Consider the following 13942-nt stretch of genomic DNA (forward strand, 5'->3'; position numbering starts at 1 on the left):
CGCTGAACTCTTGCCGAGCCTCGACGCGGTTCGAGGTCGTGGGCCTGGAAGATGGTCTGCTCGGTGCCCTGCCCATTCCGATAAATCGCCCAGTCTCACTTTGAGGGAAGGTGATCGAGGCTTGCTGGTCAAATGCTGGGCCGGCTGCACGCTCGATGCCATCACTGCCAAGCTGGGGATTCGGGTCATGGACCTCTTTTACGATGCTGGTCTCCCAGAGTCGGAGGATCGCCGACTGGCCCGTCAGCAACGGGAACAGGAACGCGCGGCCCAGACAGCCGCGTATGAGAAACGAGGCCGACAAATCGACCTCCGGCGAGACGCTGAGGCGGTCATTCGAGCTGCCCACGGCATCGATCTCAGCACATGGAGCGATGAGCAATTAGATGCCGCACTGAACCGGCTCGCGGATGCCTATGCGATCGTGCGGCCAACAGGAGAACCTGACGATGAGTGGGAAAGCGTTCGCTGAAGCCCTGGAACAGTTTGATGAGACGGAAAAGCGAGTACAAGAGCATTTCCTCAATGGCCTGGAGACGATGATTCCTCCCACGGAGGAACCAGTATCAATGGATGACAGGCGAGAACAAGAAAGCTGGCCCGTGCTCGATCCGCTGGCAATCCGTGGGGTGCTTGGTGAGTTAGTTCGGGCCATTGAGCCGCACAGTGAAGCGGACCCGGCCGCACTCCTCATTCAGGCGATGGCCGCCTATGGAAGTGTCCTGAACCGAGGGCCTCACTTTCGAGCTGAAGCGGACGTGCACCACATGAACCTGTTTGCCGCCTTGGTGGGTGAAACCTCGAAGGGCCGCAAGGGCACCAGTTGGGGGCATATCCGAAGAGTCTTCTCGGTGATTGATGCTGAGTGGACGAGCACTCGCGTCCTCAATGGTCTGTCGTCAGGTGAAGGCTTGATTTGGGCCGTTCGAGACGAAATCACCAAGGACGAGCCGATTCGGGAACGGGGAAGACCGACGGGGGAGTATCAGACGGTCATTGTGGATCGTGGCATTGGCGATAAGCGGCTCATGGTTCTCGAATCCGAGTTTGCCAGCACCCTGCGAGTGATGGGACGAGATGGCAACACACTCAGTGCGGTCATTCGGCAAGCGTGGGATAGTGGCGATCTCCGAACGATGGCCAAAAATGCCCCTGCGTGTGCCACAGGGGCTCATATCTCTCTCGTGGTCCACATCACTAAAGATGAACTCTGCCGACTTATTGAAGCCAATGAAGCGAGCAATGGGTTCTGCAATCGCTTCCTGTGGCTCTGCGTCACGCGATCGAAGATTCTTCCCGAAGGCGGACACTTTGATGAATCGGCGATTGCTCCCCTTCTTCAACAGTTGCATCGGGCCGTACAGTTTGGACGAGCGGGAGGAGAACTTACACGCAGTGAGACGGCGCGAGTCATGTGGCGGCAAGTCTATCCCGAACTCTCCGAAGGGAAACCCGGTCTCCTTGGCGCGGTCATTTCCAGAGCTGAGGCCCAGGTCATGCGCCTTGCCTGTCTGTATGCCCTGCAAGATATGTCGTATGTCGTACAGCCAGAGCATCTCACGGCAGCATTGGCGTTATGGGAATACTGCGAAGCGAGCGCCCGATATATCTTTGGTCAGCGACTGGGAGATCCGATCGCTGACGAACTACTGTCCGCCCTGCGTCGACACCCTCAGGGTATGACACGCACAGAGATCCGTGACTGGTTTGGACGCAACCGCAAGGCTTATGAGATCAACCGAGGGCTCGCTCTCTTGGCGAAGCAGGGATTCGCTCGGATGGAAGAGTCTCCCTCCGGCGGGCGACAAATTGAGCGCTGGTTTGCAGTCTCTAGGGCTACGACATAAACGACAAATACGACCAAAGCCAGCAGGTTGATGGAGATATGTCGTTAATGTCGTTTAAGTCGTAAGGGAAAGGACCATGTGGGCAAGTATCTGAACCTCATCCGCCAAACCGAGGAACCTGACACTTCGATAGATCATGGAAGATCCTCAGAGATCCTCCCTGGCTGCCAGATCATTTGGGACGGGGCTGACACTCTACAGCGGGGACCGGCAATAATCGATTTTCTCCATACCGACCCTGACGGGACCGCCTGGGCATTCTATACCTTACCGGATGGCAATGGGGGCACCGTCAATATGAAGTACGTGACGGTTGTCGAACAAGATGGCTGAGAAGGACTAACCCTAGCGAACCATGTTCTCCAATCCCTCGGCCGCTGGCCGGCGTAGTGCCGAACTGGGAGGCCGGGTCGGCAACCGAGCATGGGGTCTGAGGATGCTCGCCAAGCGAGGCGGATCTCCAAATATCGTCAAGGTTCACGCCGCCCGACGCTTTCACGCATATAGGCGGCGACTGTTGAAATTGAACCAAAACGACTGGATGCGGGTAAGTGAAGACGAGCTAGCTGAATTTCGACGGCTCGCCCGTCTGGCGTTTGGCTACACGTCTGTCAGCGATCAGGATTTCCCCGATGACAAGCAGATCGCCCGCGAAGGACGAAAGCGGGCGCGATGACCATAACGGAGAACGGTGGTATGCGGCCTCCTTTCGGCCCGCCCTAGCAGAGCAGCTGGACCCGTTGAAGGGATAAGGTCACATGCGTGGAGCAAATACGATGTCTTCCCCAAAAAGGTCGATACCAGCAGCAGGTGATAGGAGACTAATGGCTATTAGTTGAAGAAGAACTAGGTAGAGGAAGCCTGTAAAGGCTGTACATAAAATGATTCCTTTTATCCAAGACCTCGGCATGAAGAGGCGCCCCGCAGCGACAAGCAGATTGATATACGCCAACAAAAAGAGCAACAGCCACAACAACCAGGCATAGAAGAATAGGAGGGACTTGGCCCAGAGATACCAGTAGAGAATAATAGGCCCCAGAACAAACAATCCTAGTACGACTGCTGAGGGAGTCCAGATGCTCGTGTAGGATCCACGGACAATTCTTTTGAGTCTGTCCTCCCCAGATCCCAGCTTGTGAGTCTGTTGGTCGTTCACTAGCCGGTTCTCCACCCTCTACTGCATCCAAAAGACTTCCTGTCAGGAAGAACCTTACCATGTCAGTCGGACGGCAGCATGCGTAAGTTACAGTTGCCATACAGATATTTATTATGGAGGCTGTGCGCCTCCCTTTGTATCTCCCTCACAGAAGATGATTCATCAGCATTACACCCGTCCTGTCTCACACTGACATCCTTCCGCGAAGGTCAATCGATGTGATCTAGTGGTCCTGTGCGGTGAGTTGCTTGCTAATCATATGATTTGTCAATTATTCTCTTGTCGGTGTGACATTCTGTCACACATGTACTGAACCTGCTGAAGCGTGCGCAGTGAGCGGACATCATCGAAGTATGACGACAAGGTTCCTCAATGCGACCGCGAGAAGCAGCTCACCTAGGGCCATCCAAAAAGAAAAGAAATTTGCTACTTACGGATACTTTCGTGGCCCTCTCTAAGAACGTGACAAGATGGCTGGACCGTCATTCTCACGTGATGTTGCTGCTGATCAGTGGCGTGCTCCTCGTGTTTCTTGCCGTTGGGGTCGAGATTAGCTTGCGAGCGCTTGGCTACAGCTACATTAAGAAGCCCGACCCGCTGGTGCTAGCAGACACTTTTCATGCCAATGAGCACGGGCTGTTCGTGGCCAACCCTGCGTCTGCAACATTTAAGGGTTCCGGTATTGAGATCAACAGCGACGGGTTTCGTTCCCCTGAATTCGATGCCGCCCAGCCTGGCGGAAGGCAAGGAACATCGGTGGCAATTCTGGGCGACTCGTTCACCTGGGGTGCAACGGCCAATCCGATCTCTCGATCCTTTCCTGACATTCTCCGTACGAACGGCTATACGGTGCACAACTTCGGGATCCCGGCCACTGGGCCTCTTCATTATCGCAAGGTAGCTGAGGTCTACTTGCCGCGACTGAAGCCCAACGTGGTAGTCGTGGCGCTGTATCTCGGTAATGACATCTTGGCCACAGAGTGGGAACCACCTCCGGGTCAGCCGATCTATTATGTGTTGGAAAACGGGCAATGGATCACGCCGTTCGATGAGAACGGCAACTATACCGAGGATATTGAAGCCGCCTATGAGCGTTATTTCAATCAATTCGGAAAGGTGCGCCGGTTTTTGCGAGAAACTGCAACAGGGACATTAGTTTTGAAAATGGCGCGAATTGTGATGGCAAGGATTTATACGCGACAAGCCGCATCTGACCCAACGATGTCCCAGGGATTCAAATCTGCCGATGGAGGTCCGTTAGTCCGGTACGCACACACCTATACTGAACTCGGCAAGATTCGACGTCTCGCTGAGAAGCTCGGCGCCCAATACTATACCGTTGTGATTCCGGCGCTGGGTCAGGGGTGTCTCAATTCAAAGGATTTCAGTCTTGAAGCACAGCGCGACGCCCTGAAAGAGTTCCAGCCGGTGTATGTAGAGCTATCAGACCATTACTATTATGGCGTTCCTGACTGCCACCTGAATAATGAAGGGCATGCCGCCGTGGCCCAAGCCATGATGAAGCTGTTGGATCACGGGCTATAAGCACTATTTCCAGAGCCGAAACCGACGAGAGTTACGACAGCGCCCGGACTGATGGCAAAGATAGCGATCGGTAGACGCCTGCTCATCATAAATAATACGGCAAAGACAAAGACGATCTCCCATTACTTTCCCTTCGGCAGCAGACCTTTCTTCTATGACTCGTGGCGAGGAACCGGACCGGTGAAGTCCGGAACCGGACCCTGCCAGGTGCCGTTCACAGTGGCATCAGGTTGATCCTTGCCCAAGCTTGAGGCGATCAACCGCGCGTTGATGGCCTCACATTTCAGGCGCGTTCACTCCGCAATCTTTGGTGTACTTCCCCCTGTAGTCTGTGGTTTCCCTGGCTGAGTTGTGGACGTGGCAGGCTTCGGGGCGGGACTGACCTCCCAGAGAATACAATCGGCTCGCGCTAAATAAATCGCGACTTTCATGTCATCAAGGTAACTCGTATCAGCGGTAAAAACTTTTTTCCCTTGTTGCCAGGCTGCCAAAAAATCCTTGTAGTGGGCTTTGAGCTTTTTCATGAGATCGTCCATTGCATTCAGCGTCTCGTCATGAAGCCCGATCGACTTTTGAGTTTCCAATCCCCAATAGGCAAGCCCCGTGGTGGCTCCGGTGCCTCCAATGGCTCCCATGACCGCAGCATTCGCCGCGGGAGCGGCGAGGGCCAGCAAGACCACGGAAGCGGCCGCGCCAATTGCACCAAGAAATAGAATACCATCCAACAAGTGGGCGCCCCCAGCGGCCACACTCAAATCGTCGAGGGTCTGTGTACAGACCTCTTGCATGGCATAGACCCTCCGTTTAATGTCAGGGGCCACATCGTCAGGAACCTCCCAATAGTTATATCGGAGTTCCCTTTGTGATTCGGGCCAGAATCCTCTTAGAAACAAGTCGCCAGTGGAATGAACAGGTTGGGGATAGTCTAGTGGTCCCTGAACCTCAACATAACGGCTGCTGCACCCAACCTGTGCCAGCAACAGCGCCAGCGCGATTGACAGGAACTGAAATGCGCGCGTCGCCCTCATCCCTTCCCTTTCGGTAGCAGCCCCTTCTTCTCCAGTTCCTGAATCTTCTCATTCACCAGTTCGAGAACGAGATCCTTGACGGTCCTCTGCTCTGCGGCAGCGGCCATTTTGAGACGGAATAGCGTCTCTCGGGGAATATCCCGAATGTTGAGATGGGTGGGCTTGTCTAGGCTCTTCGGTGCCATAGGTCAGATGGGTGTCTCACCACGTCCAACGCACCAGTAGTACTCATCTAGTACTGACCGTTTATCACAAGACGCGACAAACTGGCAAATAGCACTTGCTATCACTTACTAGAGAATGTTACATTACCCGTTAGATAACAAACTCCACTTGTTTAACAGGAAGGTGATGCCATGAAAATGGAACGTGTGATGATCCAACTGCCGCCCTCTCTGAAAGCCAAGCTTGATACCTTACGCACGCACGGCACGACCGCGAGCGGCTACATTCGGCATTTACTCGAACGGGAACTCACCCTTAAAAAAGGACGGTGACGTATGCAGCAACAGACCATCCGGGTCTCGTGGCAAATCTGTGTGGAGCACGAAGGGATCTGGGAACCACTGACGAGCTGTGCCACACAGGCAGATGCCCATGCGGAGTGGCGACGGGTGAGGGACTCCGTGCCCACCGCCTTTCTCGTCCAAGTGACGTACACGCCCGTGGAGGTGTCACGGCCGCTTCCCACGCTCGCAGCGGTGTAGCATGACCATTAAGGAATTGCTCGTGCTCTATGAGCGGAACCATGTGGCCTTTCTCAAGGATCGCGTGGGCACGAGTCGGCGCATTCAGCGATACGTGGGACAACTGGCTCACCTTGACCTGCACGCCGTGAAACGGATGCAGGTGATTGACTGGTTTCACGCCATTGCCCAACAGGATGGCAAACAGGGGGCGAATCTCGCTCTCCAGCAACTCCACGCCATCTATGCCCGTGCCATTGATTGGGAACTCTTCGATGGCAAGAATCCCGCCGATCGCATCAAGAAGTTCCCCAAACGCTCACGGGAGCGGTTCGTCCAAGCCTCGGAGATGCCGTATCTGATGGCCGCGATTCAGGAAGAAATGCCACGGACCTCCACGTACTTCCTCTGTTTATTGTGGACGGGGGCGCGTCGAGATGAAGCCCGGTTGATGAAGTGGACGGATCTTGATCTGGCGAAAGCCCTCTGGCACAAACCGACCACCAAGACGGGCGTGCCCCATACGATCCCACTTCCCTCACAACTCGTAACCAAACTCCAGCAGCTCCCACGGGTGAATGAATGGGTCTTTCCCTCTCACCCGAACGGGAAAAACAACTTCCAGGCCGGCCAATGGTCGGTGACCTCGGTGGAATCTGCGTGGCAGAGAATCCGGGCACGGGCCAGTTTGCCAGATGTGCGGATTCATGATCTCAGACGAACCTGTGCCTCGTGGCTCGCCATTAATGGGGAAAATCTGCCGGTTATTCAGCGGACGCTCAATCATTCGTCGCTCGTGAGTACGCAAGTGTATGCGCGGCTCTCCGTGGCCCCGGTGCGGCGAGCCTTGAACGATCAAGCGGAACAGATGCTCGGGTCTCTTCCAGCGGAACCCGTCAACGCGATACCGCAGGAGTGGCCGGGCTAACCAGAAAGGACCTGACCAATGGCACGCAAAGGTGGAACCGACCGGGGGATCTGTCAGCGGAAAGACCGTGGGGGCTGGTGGGTCCGCCTCTTTGTGCATGGACGGCAACGCATGTATCGCTGCGATTCGAAATCGCAAGCCAAAGCGTTATACGGGCGACTGAAGGCCGAAATTCGCGAGGGTACCTATTTCCCAGAGAAGTTTGCTCCCAAACAGGACATTACGGTGCGGGCCTGGATCCAACGGTATCTGGATGGCTGCACCAATCGAGGGCTGGAGAATGAACGACGATACGGCCGCCGTTGGCGGCTCTATCTCGGCAGTCGTCTCCTGCAGCACGTGTCGACGGAAGAGCTGCGCCGGATTCAAGCCAAGATGCGAGATAAGCAGCAGTGGAGCAATGGCACCATCAATCGTCATTTTGGCTTTCTTCGACGCGTCCTGATGATTGCGGTGAAGGATGGGAAGTTGACCCGTAATCCGGTCTCCGCCATCCGCTTTCTCCCTGAAGAACACCGAACACGCTTTCTCACGGATGAGGAGATTAGCCGGCTTCGACCGCATGTGCATCCTGACCTGTGGAAAGCGGTCGCCTTTGCGATCGACACCGGCTTGAGGCGGGCAGAGCAATTTGGCTTGCGATGGAATCAGGTGAACCTGGAGGCGGGCCTGTTGACCATTCCCTTATCCAAAAGCGGCCAGACCCGTCATGTGCCACTGAGTGAGGGCGCCCTCGCGCTGCTGCGTTCCCTCGACTCGTTTCTCCGGTCTCCCTGGGTGTTCCCCAGTCCAAAAAATACTCTCAAGCCGTGGAACGGTCAGAGCTTCGTCAATCATGTGTTCACCCCCGCGCTGGTCAAAGCGGGCATTCAAGGCGTCTGCTGGCACACGTTACGGCATACCGCGGCCAGTCGACGGGTCATGGCCGGTGTCGATTTGGTGTCAGTCCAAAAGATCATGGGGCATCTCAATATCGAGACCACGCTGCGGTATGCCCACCTCTCACCGGGGCATCTCCGGGAGGCCGTGAACCGTGGAAGTCTGAGTGAAACCGCCACCACAACTGCTACCAGGGCGGTCGAGCCTCAACCCGTTCCAACGGGCGTTGACGGTGAAGTGCTTGATATCTCGTGAGAAGAAAGGTGGCTGGGGGACTAGGAATCGAACCTAGGTAGCCAGCTCCAAAGGCTGGCGTCCTACCGCTAGACGATCCCCCAGCGCGGTATGGAACCGAAACATTGGCCTAAAGAATACGACGTAGATAAGATTAGTGGCTGGGGGACTAGGAATCGAACCTAGGTAGTCAGATCCAGAGACTGACGTCCTACCGCTAGACGATCCCCCAACCGGAGTTCACAGTAATATATGGCTCCTGATTCCGTCAAGATCGGCGCGGGTTTGCTCGCAAGAACCGGGTGATCAGGTTGATGTCCGTTCGATTCCTTTGCGGAGTCTGAACAGTGTCCGCTCTCGCCCAAGTACTTCCATGACTTCAAACAGACCAGGGCTGGCTGCGCGACCGGTGAGCGCCACACGAACCGGCTGGGCCAGCTGACCCATCTTCATGCCTTCCTCTTGGACCAATAGCTTGAAGCTCTCTTCCCACTCGTGTTTCGAGAAGTCCGAAAATGCCTCGAAACGCGCGAGTAACTTGCGCAGCGTTGATGCGATCGCCGGCGTGAGGAACTTCCCGGCTGCTTCTTCGTCAAAGGTTACCGCTTGCCCGAAATATGGCCTAACCCACTCCAGCATCTCAACGAGGGTTTTGGTCCGCTCTCTCACAAGCACTACGAGTTTGGCGAGCCACTCTGCCGACACTGAGCGGACCTCGTCTTTCAGGCCTGCAGCGTCCAAGAGAGGAACCAGTGCCAGTGCAACCTGTCCCGGTGGACTTGTTTTAATGTATTCGGCATTCAGCCAGAGCAATTTGTCAGAATTGAAGACGGCGGCGGATGACTGCACATTCTTCCAGGAGAATTTCTCTATCAATTCCTGACGCGTGAACAATTCCTGATCACCGTGAGACCAGCCAAGTCGCGCCAGATAGTTCACCATAGCCTCCGGGAGATACCCCATGTCCTTATAGGCCATGATCGACGTAGCCCCGTGTCGTTTGGAGAGCCGTGCCTTATCAGATCCGAGAATCATCGGAAGATGACCAAACTGTGGCACGGGAAATCCGAGCGCCTGGAAAATCGGTACCTGTCGCGGCGTGTTGGTCAGGTGATCATCCCCGCGCACAACGTGGGAGATATGCATGAGGGCATCATCGACGACGACAGAAAAGTTGTAAGTCGGATACCCATTGGATCGGAGGAGAATCAGATCGTCCAAGACAGCATTGTCGAACAACACCTTGCCCTTGATGAGATCATCGATGACCGTCTGGCCCTCCTGTGGTGCCTTGAATCGCAAGGCGGCTTCCCCGGTCGGTTTGGTGATTCCCAGATTTCTACAACGGCCGTCATAGCGCGGCGACAGCCCCTTTAACTCCGCCTCTTTCCGACGGGCCTCCAGATCTTCCGCCTTACAGATACACCAATACGCCTGACCCTTCTCAAGTAACTGCATCGCATGGCCCCGGTACAGGTCCATGCGCTCGGTTTGGCGATAGGGGCCTTCGTCCCAATCCAGCCCGACCCATTTCATGCCCTCGACGATAGCTTCGATAGATTCGTCGGTTGACCGGCTTTGGTCGGTGTCTTCAATACGCAAGATAAAAACGCCCTGTTGCTGTCGGGCATAGAGCCAATTGAACAAGGCGGTTCGAACGCCACCGATATGCAGGAACCCAGTTGGGCTGGGAGCAAATCTGACTCGAACCTGGCTCATGTTGGACTCGCAAAAGTCAGAGCGAAGGTCGGTATCTATAACACGCACTGAAAAGGGTTGTACAGGATCACAGCGCTTCCATCTCGCTGTGGCTTCTGCTATGAGGATTACGGAAATCATCATGGCGGAACTCACGCAGCCGGCCAGGGTCCTCTCGGTGAACAACCTTACTCCTCACGTTCGTCAATTGGTTCTCCTCCCCGCCGTTCAGAATATTGCGTTTCAGCCAGGTCAATGGGTTTCCATCAGGATCCCACTTGCTGGCAAACCACCGCTCAACCGTGCCTACTCGATGGCAGCGCCCAGTACTCCCACAGGTGAATTGACCTTAGTGTTCGATCGTGTACCAGGCGGCTTGGGCAGCACATATCTCTATACCCTCAAGCCCGGTAGCGAAGTACAGCTTTCAGGCCCTCATGGAAAGTTTGTGCTTCCCGGGCAACTTGACCGAGAACTAATCATGATCGCTCGCTATACTGGCCTGGTCCCAATACGTTGTATGTTAAAACGGCTCTATGCCCGGCGACAGACTGCACCGATCATGTTGATTGTTGTTGCTCCTGCAGAGGAAGAACTGCTTTTTCACCAAGAGTTACTTTCCTTGGCAGTGACCCATCCGGGATTCCGCTATCTTCCGTTGGTGGCTGCTGGAGGGGAACAGCAGGGCGTTGATCTCACGCTTTCGATGCTCCGACCGTTGATAGAGGGAGCCCCAAAAGTGATCCCTATGCTGTGCGGAACGAAAGGGTTCGTGCGGCCGCTACGGGCGTATTTGGTAGGTATGGGATACGATCGGAAGGAGGTCAAAACGGAAACCTATGATTAATGGTGCCCTTCTTTCACAAGATTTTTGTTCACCGCCGGTATTTCGACGACGATATCCTTCGTGCCATTTGGCACGCATTGGCAGGCGAGACGTGATTGTAATGTCGTCATCGGCGCCTCATCCAGCTGATCGAACTCGTCATCTGTCCCTTCATTGCAGCTTTCCAATCCCTGCTTCACAATGACATGACAGGTTGAGCAGGCACAGACCCCCCCACAAACATGCTCTAATTCGACTCCATTGGCCATCGCCACATCCAGAATGCTGCCGGGAAGCCCTGTAGGACCGTAAGGAATCTTGCCAGGATCGACTTCGACTTTTGTCACTTCCCCGCTCGGAGCAATGTAGGTAACCGTATAAGGCTTGCTAGGGAGTTGGTAGTCGGCCTTCTCAATATAGGGGTTTGTTCCGCCCATGAGCCTCATCCTTTCACGGTCAAATTCAGTCTCAGATACTTGTATTGACAGACGTGAAATTTACGTGCTATTCTTAATCCGACCTTCTGGGTCGGAGATCATTATAGTCTCCGACTGTATTGATCGGCAATAGCCATGTTGAAAATCTCGAAAAAAGCCGACTACGCCCTGATGGCGCTCCAGCATATCGCCTCCGTCCAATTTGGCGATGTGACCCCCGGTCGCGTGGTCAACACAAAAGAGATCGCTGAAGAATACAACATCCCGCTCGAACTGTTAGCGAAAGTGCTCCAGACACTAGCCAAGCATGGCATGATCGAAAGTCATAACGGTCCCAAGGGCGGCTACCTACTGGCCCGAAGCGCACGGCAATTGACCATTGCCCAGATCTTGGAAAGCATTGAAGGGCCGCTCGGCATTACGGACTGTTCTCATGAAAGAGAAGGTGAACTGTGCCTCCAGCGGGAACATTGTACCATTCGTACGCCGCTGCTGAAGGTCCAAGACAGCATTTACCAACTCCTGAATAATATGACCCTGCAAGACATGATGGGTGGCACACCGCTTATTACGATTCAGTCCCCTACGGCCCAAGGAGTCGAACGATGAAATTGCCGATTTTTTTGGATAACCATTCCACCACGCCAATGGATCCGCGGGTATTGGAGACCATGCTCCCCTATTTTGTCGAGAAGTTTGGAAATGCTGCCAGCCGCAACCATGCCTTCGGATGGGAAGCAGAAGAAGCGGTCGAACAGGCCCGTAAGCAGATCGCTAAGCTAATCAAGGCCGATGCCAAAGAAATTGTCTTCACCAGCGGCGCTACCGAGGCGGACAATCTTGCGATCAAAGGCGTCCTGGAAATGTACAAAGAGAAGGGCGATCACATTATTACGTCGTCTACCGAACACCGCGCCGTTCTCGACACGGCGAAGGCCCTTGAGGCCAAGGGCAAGGCGACGGTGACATACCTCCCGGTTGACAAATACGGGATGGTGAATCCTGAAGACGTGCGGGGTGCGATCACGGAGAAGACGATTCTCATCTCCATCATGCTGGCCAATAACGAAATTGGCACGATCAACCCGATCAAAGAGATCGGCAAGATTGCCAAAGAAAAAGGCGTCCTTTTCCACTGCGACGCGACGCAGGGTGTGGGCAAGATCCCGGTCGATGTGCAGGAAATGGGTATCGACTTGATGTCGTTCACCGCCCACAAAATTTATGGCCCCAAAGGAGTGGGTGCGCTGTATGTACGGAAGAAGAATCCGCGGGTTCGCATCGCCGCTCAGATGGATGGCGGTGGACACGAGCGTGGTATGCGATCCGGGACACTCCCGGTTCCATTGATTGTCGGATTCGGTAAAGCGTGTGAATTGTGCGGACTGGAGATGGCCGCGGAATCGGTTCGGCTGGCCGCTATGCGCGATCGGCTTCAAGCCGGTATCACGAAGGTGCTGGAAGAGACCTATTTAAATGGCCATCCGACGCATCGGTTGCCGGGCAATCTGAATATCTCGTTTGCTTATGTTGAAGGCGAATCCTTATTGATGGGAATGAAAGACATCGCCCTCTCCTCCGGCTCTGCCTGCACTTCAGCGACGCTAGAACCCTCCTATGTGCTGCGGGCTCTCGGCGTCGGTACGGAGTTGGCTCACTCATCGATCCGTTTCGGATTGGGCAGATTCAATACGGACGAGGAGACTGACTACGCGATTAAGAAGGTTATTGAAGTGGTGACCAAGCTGCGGGAAATGTCTCCCCTGTATGAAATGGCAAAAGAAGGCGTTGATTTGAAATCGGTTCAGTGGGCCGCTCATTGAGCCACGAGACGATGAAGGAGGAGTAACCATGGCCTACAGTGACAAAGTTGTTGATCACTTCAACAACCCTCGCAACATGGGGAGCTTTAAGAAGGATGAGGAAGACGTTGGTACCGGGATGGTCGGGGCACCGGAGTGCGGCGACGTGATGAAACTGCAGATCAAGGTGCAGAATGACACTATCGTCGACGCCAAGTTCAAGACCTTCGGATGCGGGTCTGCAATTGCCAGTTCCAGCCTCGCGACGGAATGGCTTAAGGGCAAGACCCTTGAGGAAGCTCAGAAAATCAAGAATACCGACATCGTGCAGGAGCTCAATCTTCCACCGGTGAAGATTCACTGTTCAGTCTTGGCTGAAGACGCCATCAAGGCGGCGCTGGCCGATTATCAGAAAAAGGCTGACGGAAAGACGGCCGAGGCGAAGTAACGACACGAAGGAGCACCCATGGACGCCATGAACACAGAAACGCACACTCCGGTCGTCACGCTCAGCGAGGCTGCGCTGAAAGAAGTAAAGCGTCTCATGAACGTACAGAGCGTAAGCGAGGGAGGTCTTCGCCTCGGAGTCAAGGGCGGCGGCTGCTCAGGCTTGAGCTATACGATCAACTTCGACGAGAAAATCGGTCAGTACGATCAGGTTTACGACTTCGACGGCGTCAAGGTGATTGTCGACGCCAAAAGCGCGATTTATCTCCAAGGAACTCAACTGGACTTTCAAAAGGACTTGATGGGCGGAAGCTTCAAATTTGTGAACCCGAATGCCAATAAGACCTGTGGCTGTGGAGAGTCGTTTTCGGCCTGAGCTCAACGCTACATACTCGAACTACCACGACGGGCATGGTGAAGAACCATGCC

General features: G+C 54.7%; 17 protein-coding genes and 2 tRNA genes. 13 read left to right on the forward strand and 6 right to left on the reverse strand.

Features of this window, described 5'->3' with window-relative positions; translation table 11 throughout:
* The 4 genes from VEI50_12030 to VEI50_12045 all read left to right on the forward strand — a co-directional run.
* A partial coding sequence (locus tag VEI50_12030; GenBank protein ID HXX75851.1) for a hypothetical protein occupies positions 1–472 on the forward strand: 472 nt, incomplete at its 5' end.
* Positions 450–1847, forward strand: coding sequence for a DUF3987 domain-containing protein (locus VEI50_12035; GenBank protein ID HXX75852.1), 1398 nt, complete (start codon positions 450–452; stop codon positions 1845–1847). The genes VEI50_12030 and VEI50_12035, both read left to right, overlap by 23 nt.
* A gap of 355 nt (positions 1848–2202) precedes the next feature.
* Positions 2203–2523 carry a hypothetical protein gene (locus tag VEI50_12040; protein HXX75853.1) on the forward strand — a complete coding sequence of 107 codons (321 nt, stop codon included), beginning with the start codon at positions 2203–2205 and terminating at the stop codon, positions 2521–2523.
* A gap of 924 nt (positions 2524–3447) precedes the next feature.
* Positions 3448–4548, forward strand: coding sequence for a hypothetical protein (locus VEI50_12045; protein HXX75854.1), 1101 nt, complete (start codon positions 3448–3450; stop codon positions 4546–4548).
* Positions 4549–4841: 293 nt separating this feature from the next.
* Here the strand turns inward: VEI50_12045 and VEI50_12050 are convergent, their stop codons facing one another.
* Positions 4842–5369, reverse strand: a complete 528-nt coding sequence (locus VEI50_12050) for a hypothetical protein (protein ID HXX75855.1) — start codon at positions 5367–5369, stop codon at positions 4842–4844.
* 203 nt (positions 5370–5572) lie between these two features.
* Positions 5573–5761 (reverse strand): hypothetical protein, encoded by a 189-nt coding sequence (locus VEI50_12055; protein HXX75856.1) that lies wholly within the window; start codon positions 5759–5761, stop codon positions 5573–5575.
* A 171-nt stretch (positions 5762–5932) separates the two neighbouring features.
* Here VEI50_12055 and VEI50_12060 point away from each other — a divergent pair, with 171 nt between their 5' ends.
* From VEI50_12060 to VEI50_12075, 4 genes are read left to right on the forward strand one after another with little or no spacing between them, the layout of a single operon-like run.
* Positions 5933–6073, forward strand: coding sequence for a hypothetical protein (locus VEI50_12060; GenBank protein HXX75857.1), 141 nt, complete (start codon positions 5933–5935; stop codon positions 6071–6073).
* 3 nt (positions 6074–6076) lie between these two features.
* Positions 6077–6283, forward strand: a complete 207-nt coding sequence (locus VEI50_12065) for a hypothetical protein (protein HXX75858.1) — start codon at positions 6077–6079, stop codon at positions 6281–6283.
* A 1-nt stretch (position 6284) separates the two neighbouring features.
* Positions 6285–7190 carry a site-specific integrase gene (locus VEI50_12070; GenBank protein ID HXX75859.1) on the forward strand — a complete coding sequence of 302 codons (906 nt, stop codon included), beginning with the start codon at positions 6285–6287 and terminating at the stop codon, positions 7188–7190.
* Positions 7191–7208: 18 nt separating this feature from the next.
* On the forward strand, positions 7209–8324 hold the full coding sequence (locus VEI50_12075) for a tyrosine-type recombinase/integrase (protein ID HXX75860.1): 1116 nt from the start codon (positions 7209–7211) through the stop codon (positions 8322–8324).
* Positions 8325–8333: 9 nt separating this feature from the next.
* On the opposite strand, the gene VEI50_12080 is transcribed toward VEI50_12075, so the two are convergent.
* The 3 genes from VEI50_12080 to gltX form a co-directional block, all read right to left on the reverse strand.
* A tRNA-Gln gene (locus VEI50_12080) sits at positions 8334–8407 on the reverse strand.
* Positions 8408–8461: 54 nt separating this feature from the next.
* Positions 8462–8535, reverse strand: a tRNA-Gln gene (locus VEI50_12085).
* Positions 8536–8609: 74 nt separating this feature from the next.
* The gene (gene gltX, locus VEI50_12090) at positions 8610–10022 is read right to left on the reverse strand and encodes a glutamate--tRNA ligase (GenBank protein HXX75861.1); all 1413 of its coding nucleotides are present in this window, start codon (positions 10020–10022) and stop codon (positions 8610–8612) included.
* Between the two features lie 121 nt (positions 10023–10143).
* On the opposite strand from gltX, the gene VEI50_12095 reads away from it, so the two are divergent.
* Positions 10144–10848 (forward strand): FAD-dependent oxidoreductase, encoded by a 705-nt coding sequence (locus tag VEI50_12095; protein ID HXX75862.1) that lies wholly within the window; start codon positions 10144–10146, stop codon positions 10846–10848.
* Here VEI50_12095 and VEI50_12100 read toward each other — a convergent pair.
* Positions 10845–11264, reverse strand: coding sequence for a 2Fe-2S iron-sulfur cluster-binding protein (locus VEI50_12100; protein HXX75863.1), 420 nt, complete (start codon positions 11262–11264; stop codon positions 10845–10847). The genes VEI50_12095 and VEI50_12100 overlap by 4 nt on opposite strands.
* Positions 11265–11399: 135 nt before the next feature.
* Here VEI50_12100 and VEI50_12105 point away from each other — a divergent pair, with 135 nt between their 5' ends.
* From VEI50_12105 to VEI50_12120, 4 genes are read left to right on the forward strand one after another with little or no spacing between them, the layout of a single operon-like run.
* Positions 11400–11873, forward strand: a complete 474-nt coding sequence (locus VEI50_12105; protein ID HXX75864.1) for an Rrf2 family transcriptional regulator — start codon at positions 11400–11402, stop codon at positions 11871–11873.
* Positions 11870–13087: an IscS subfamily cysteine desulfurase gene (locus tag VEI50_12110; GenBank protein HXX75865.1), complete on the forward strand. Its 1218-nt coding sequence runs from the start codon at positions 11870–11872 to the stop codon at positions 13085–13087. Before VEI50_12105 ends, VEI50_12110 begins: the two co-directional genes overlap by 4 nt.
* A gap of 28 nt (positions 13088–13115) precedes the next feature.
* Complete coding sequence (iscU, locus tag VEI50_12115) at positions 13116–13514, forward strand: Fe-S cluster assembly scaffold IscU (GenBank protein ID HXX75866.1); 399 nt, start codon at positions 13116–13118, stop codon at positions 13512–13514.
* Between the two features lie 18 nt (positions 13515–13532).
* Positions 13533–13889, forward strand: coding sequence for an iron-sulfur cluster assembly accessory protein (locus tag VEI50_12120; GenBank protein ID HXX75867.1), 357 nt, complete (start codon positions 13533–13535; stop codon positions 13887–13889).
* The last annotated feature ends 53 nt before the right edge of the window (positions 13890–13942 follow it).

Source organism: Nitrospiraceae bacterium, assembly GCA_035623075.1.
In the GTDB taxonomy this organism is placed as follows: domain Bacteria; phylum Nitrospirota; class Nitrospiria; order Nitrospirales; family Nitrospiraceae; genus DASPUC01.

What these genes read in the sequence shown, in the direction of transcription:
- VEI50_12035 (HXX75852.1), top strand. Translation starts at nt 450, where the DNA reads ATGAGTGGGAAAGCGTTCGCTGAAGCCCTGGAACAGTTTGATGAGACG.
- VEI50_12040 (HXX75853.1), top strand. Translation starts at nt 2,203, where the DNA reads ATGTTCTCCAATCCCTCGGCCGCTGGCCGGCGTAGTGCCGAACTGGGA.
- VEI50_12055 (HXX75856.1), bottom strand. Translation starts at nt 5,761, where the DNA reads ATGGCACCGAAGAGCCTAGACAAGCCCACCCATCTCAACATTCGGGAT.
- VEI50_12060 (HXX75857.1), top strand. Translation starts at nt 5,933, where the DNA reads ATGAAAATGGAACGTGTGATGATCCAACTGCCGCCCTCTCTGAAAGCC.
- VEI50_12065 (HXX75858.1), top strand. Translation starts at nt 6,077, where the DNA reads ATGCAGCAACAGACCATCCGGGTCTCGTGGCAAATCTGTGTGGAGCAC.
- VEI50_12070 (HXX75859.1), top strand. Translation starts at nt 6,285, where the DNA reads ATGACCATTAAGGAATTGCTCGTGCTCTATGAGCGGAACCATGTGGCC.
- VEI50_12075 (HXX75860.1), top strand. Translation starts at nt 7,209, where the DNA reads ATGGCACGCAAAGGTGGAACCGACCGGGGGATCTGTCAGCGGAAAGAC.
- gltX (HXX75861.1), bottom strand. Translation starts at nt 10,022, where the DNA reads ATGAGCCAGGTTCGAGTCAGATTTGCTCCCAGCCCAACTGGGTTCCTG.
- VEI50_12095 (HXX75862.1), top strand. Translation starts at nt 10,144, where the DNA reads ATGGCGGAACTCACGCAGCCGGCCAGGGTCCTCTCGGTGAACAACCTT.
- VEI50_12100 (HXX75863.1), bottom strand. Translation starts at nt 11,264, where the DNA reads ATGGGCGGAACAAACCCCTATATTGAGAAGGCCGACTACCAACTCCCT.
- VEI50_12105 (HXX75864.1), top strand. Translation starts at nt 11,400, where the DNA reads ATGTTGAAAATCTCGAAAAAAGCCGACTACGCCCTGATGGCGCTCCAG.
- VEI50_12110 (HXX75865.1), top strand. Translation starts at nt 11,870, where the DNA reads ATGAAATTGCCGATTTTTTTGGATAACCATTCCACCACGCCAATGGAT.
- iscU (HXX75866.1), top strand. Translation starts at nt 13,116, where the DNA reads ATGGCCTACAGTGACAAAGTTGTTGATCACTTCAACAACCCTCGCAAC.
- VEI50_12120 (HXX75867.1), top strand. Translation starts at nt 13,533, where the DNA reads ATGGACGCCATGAACACAGAAACGCACACTCCGGTCGTCACGCTCAGC.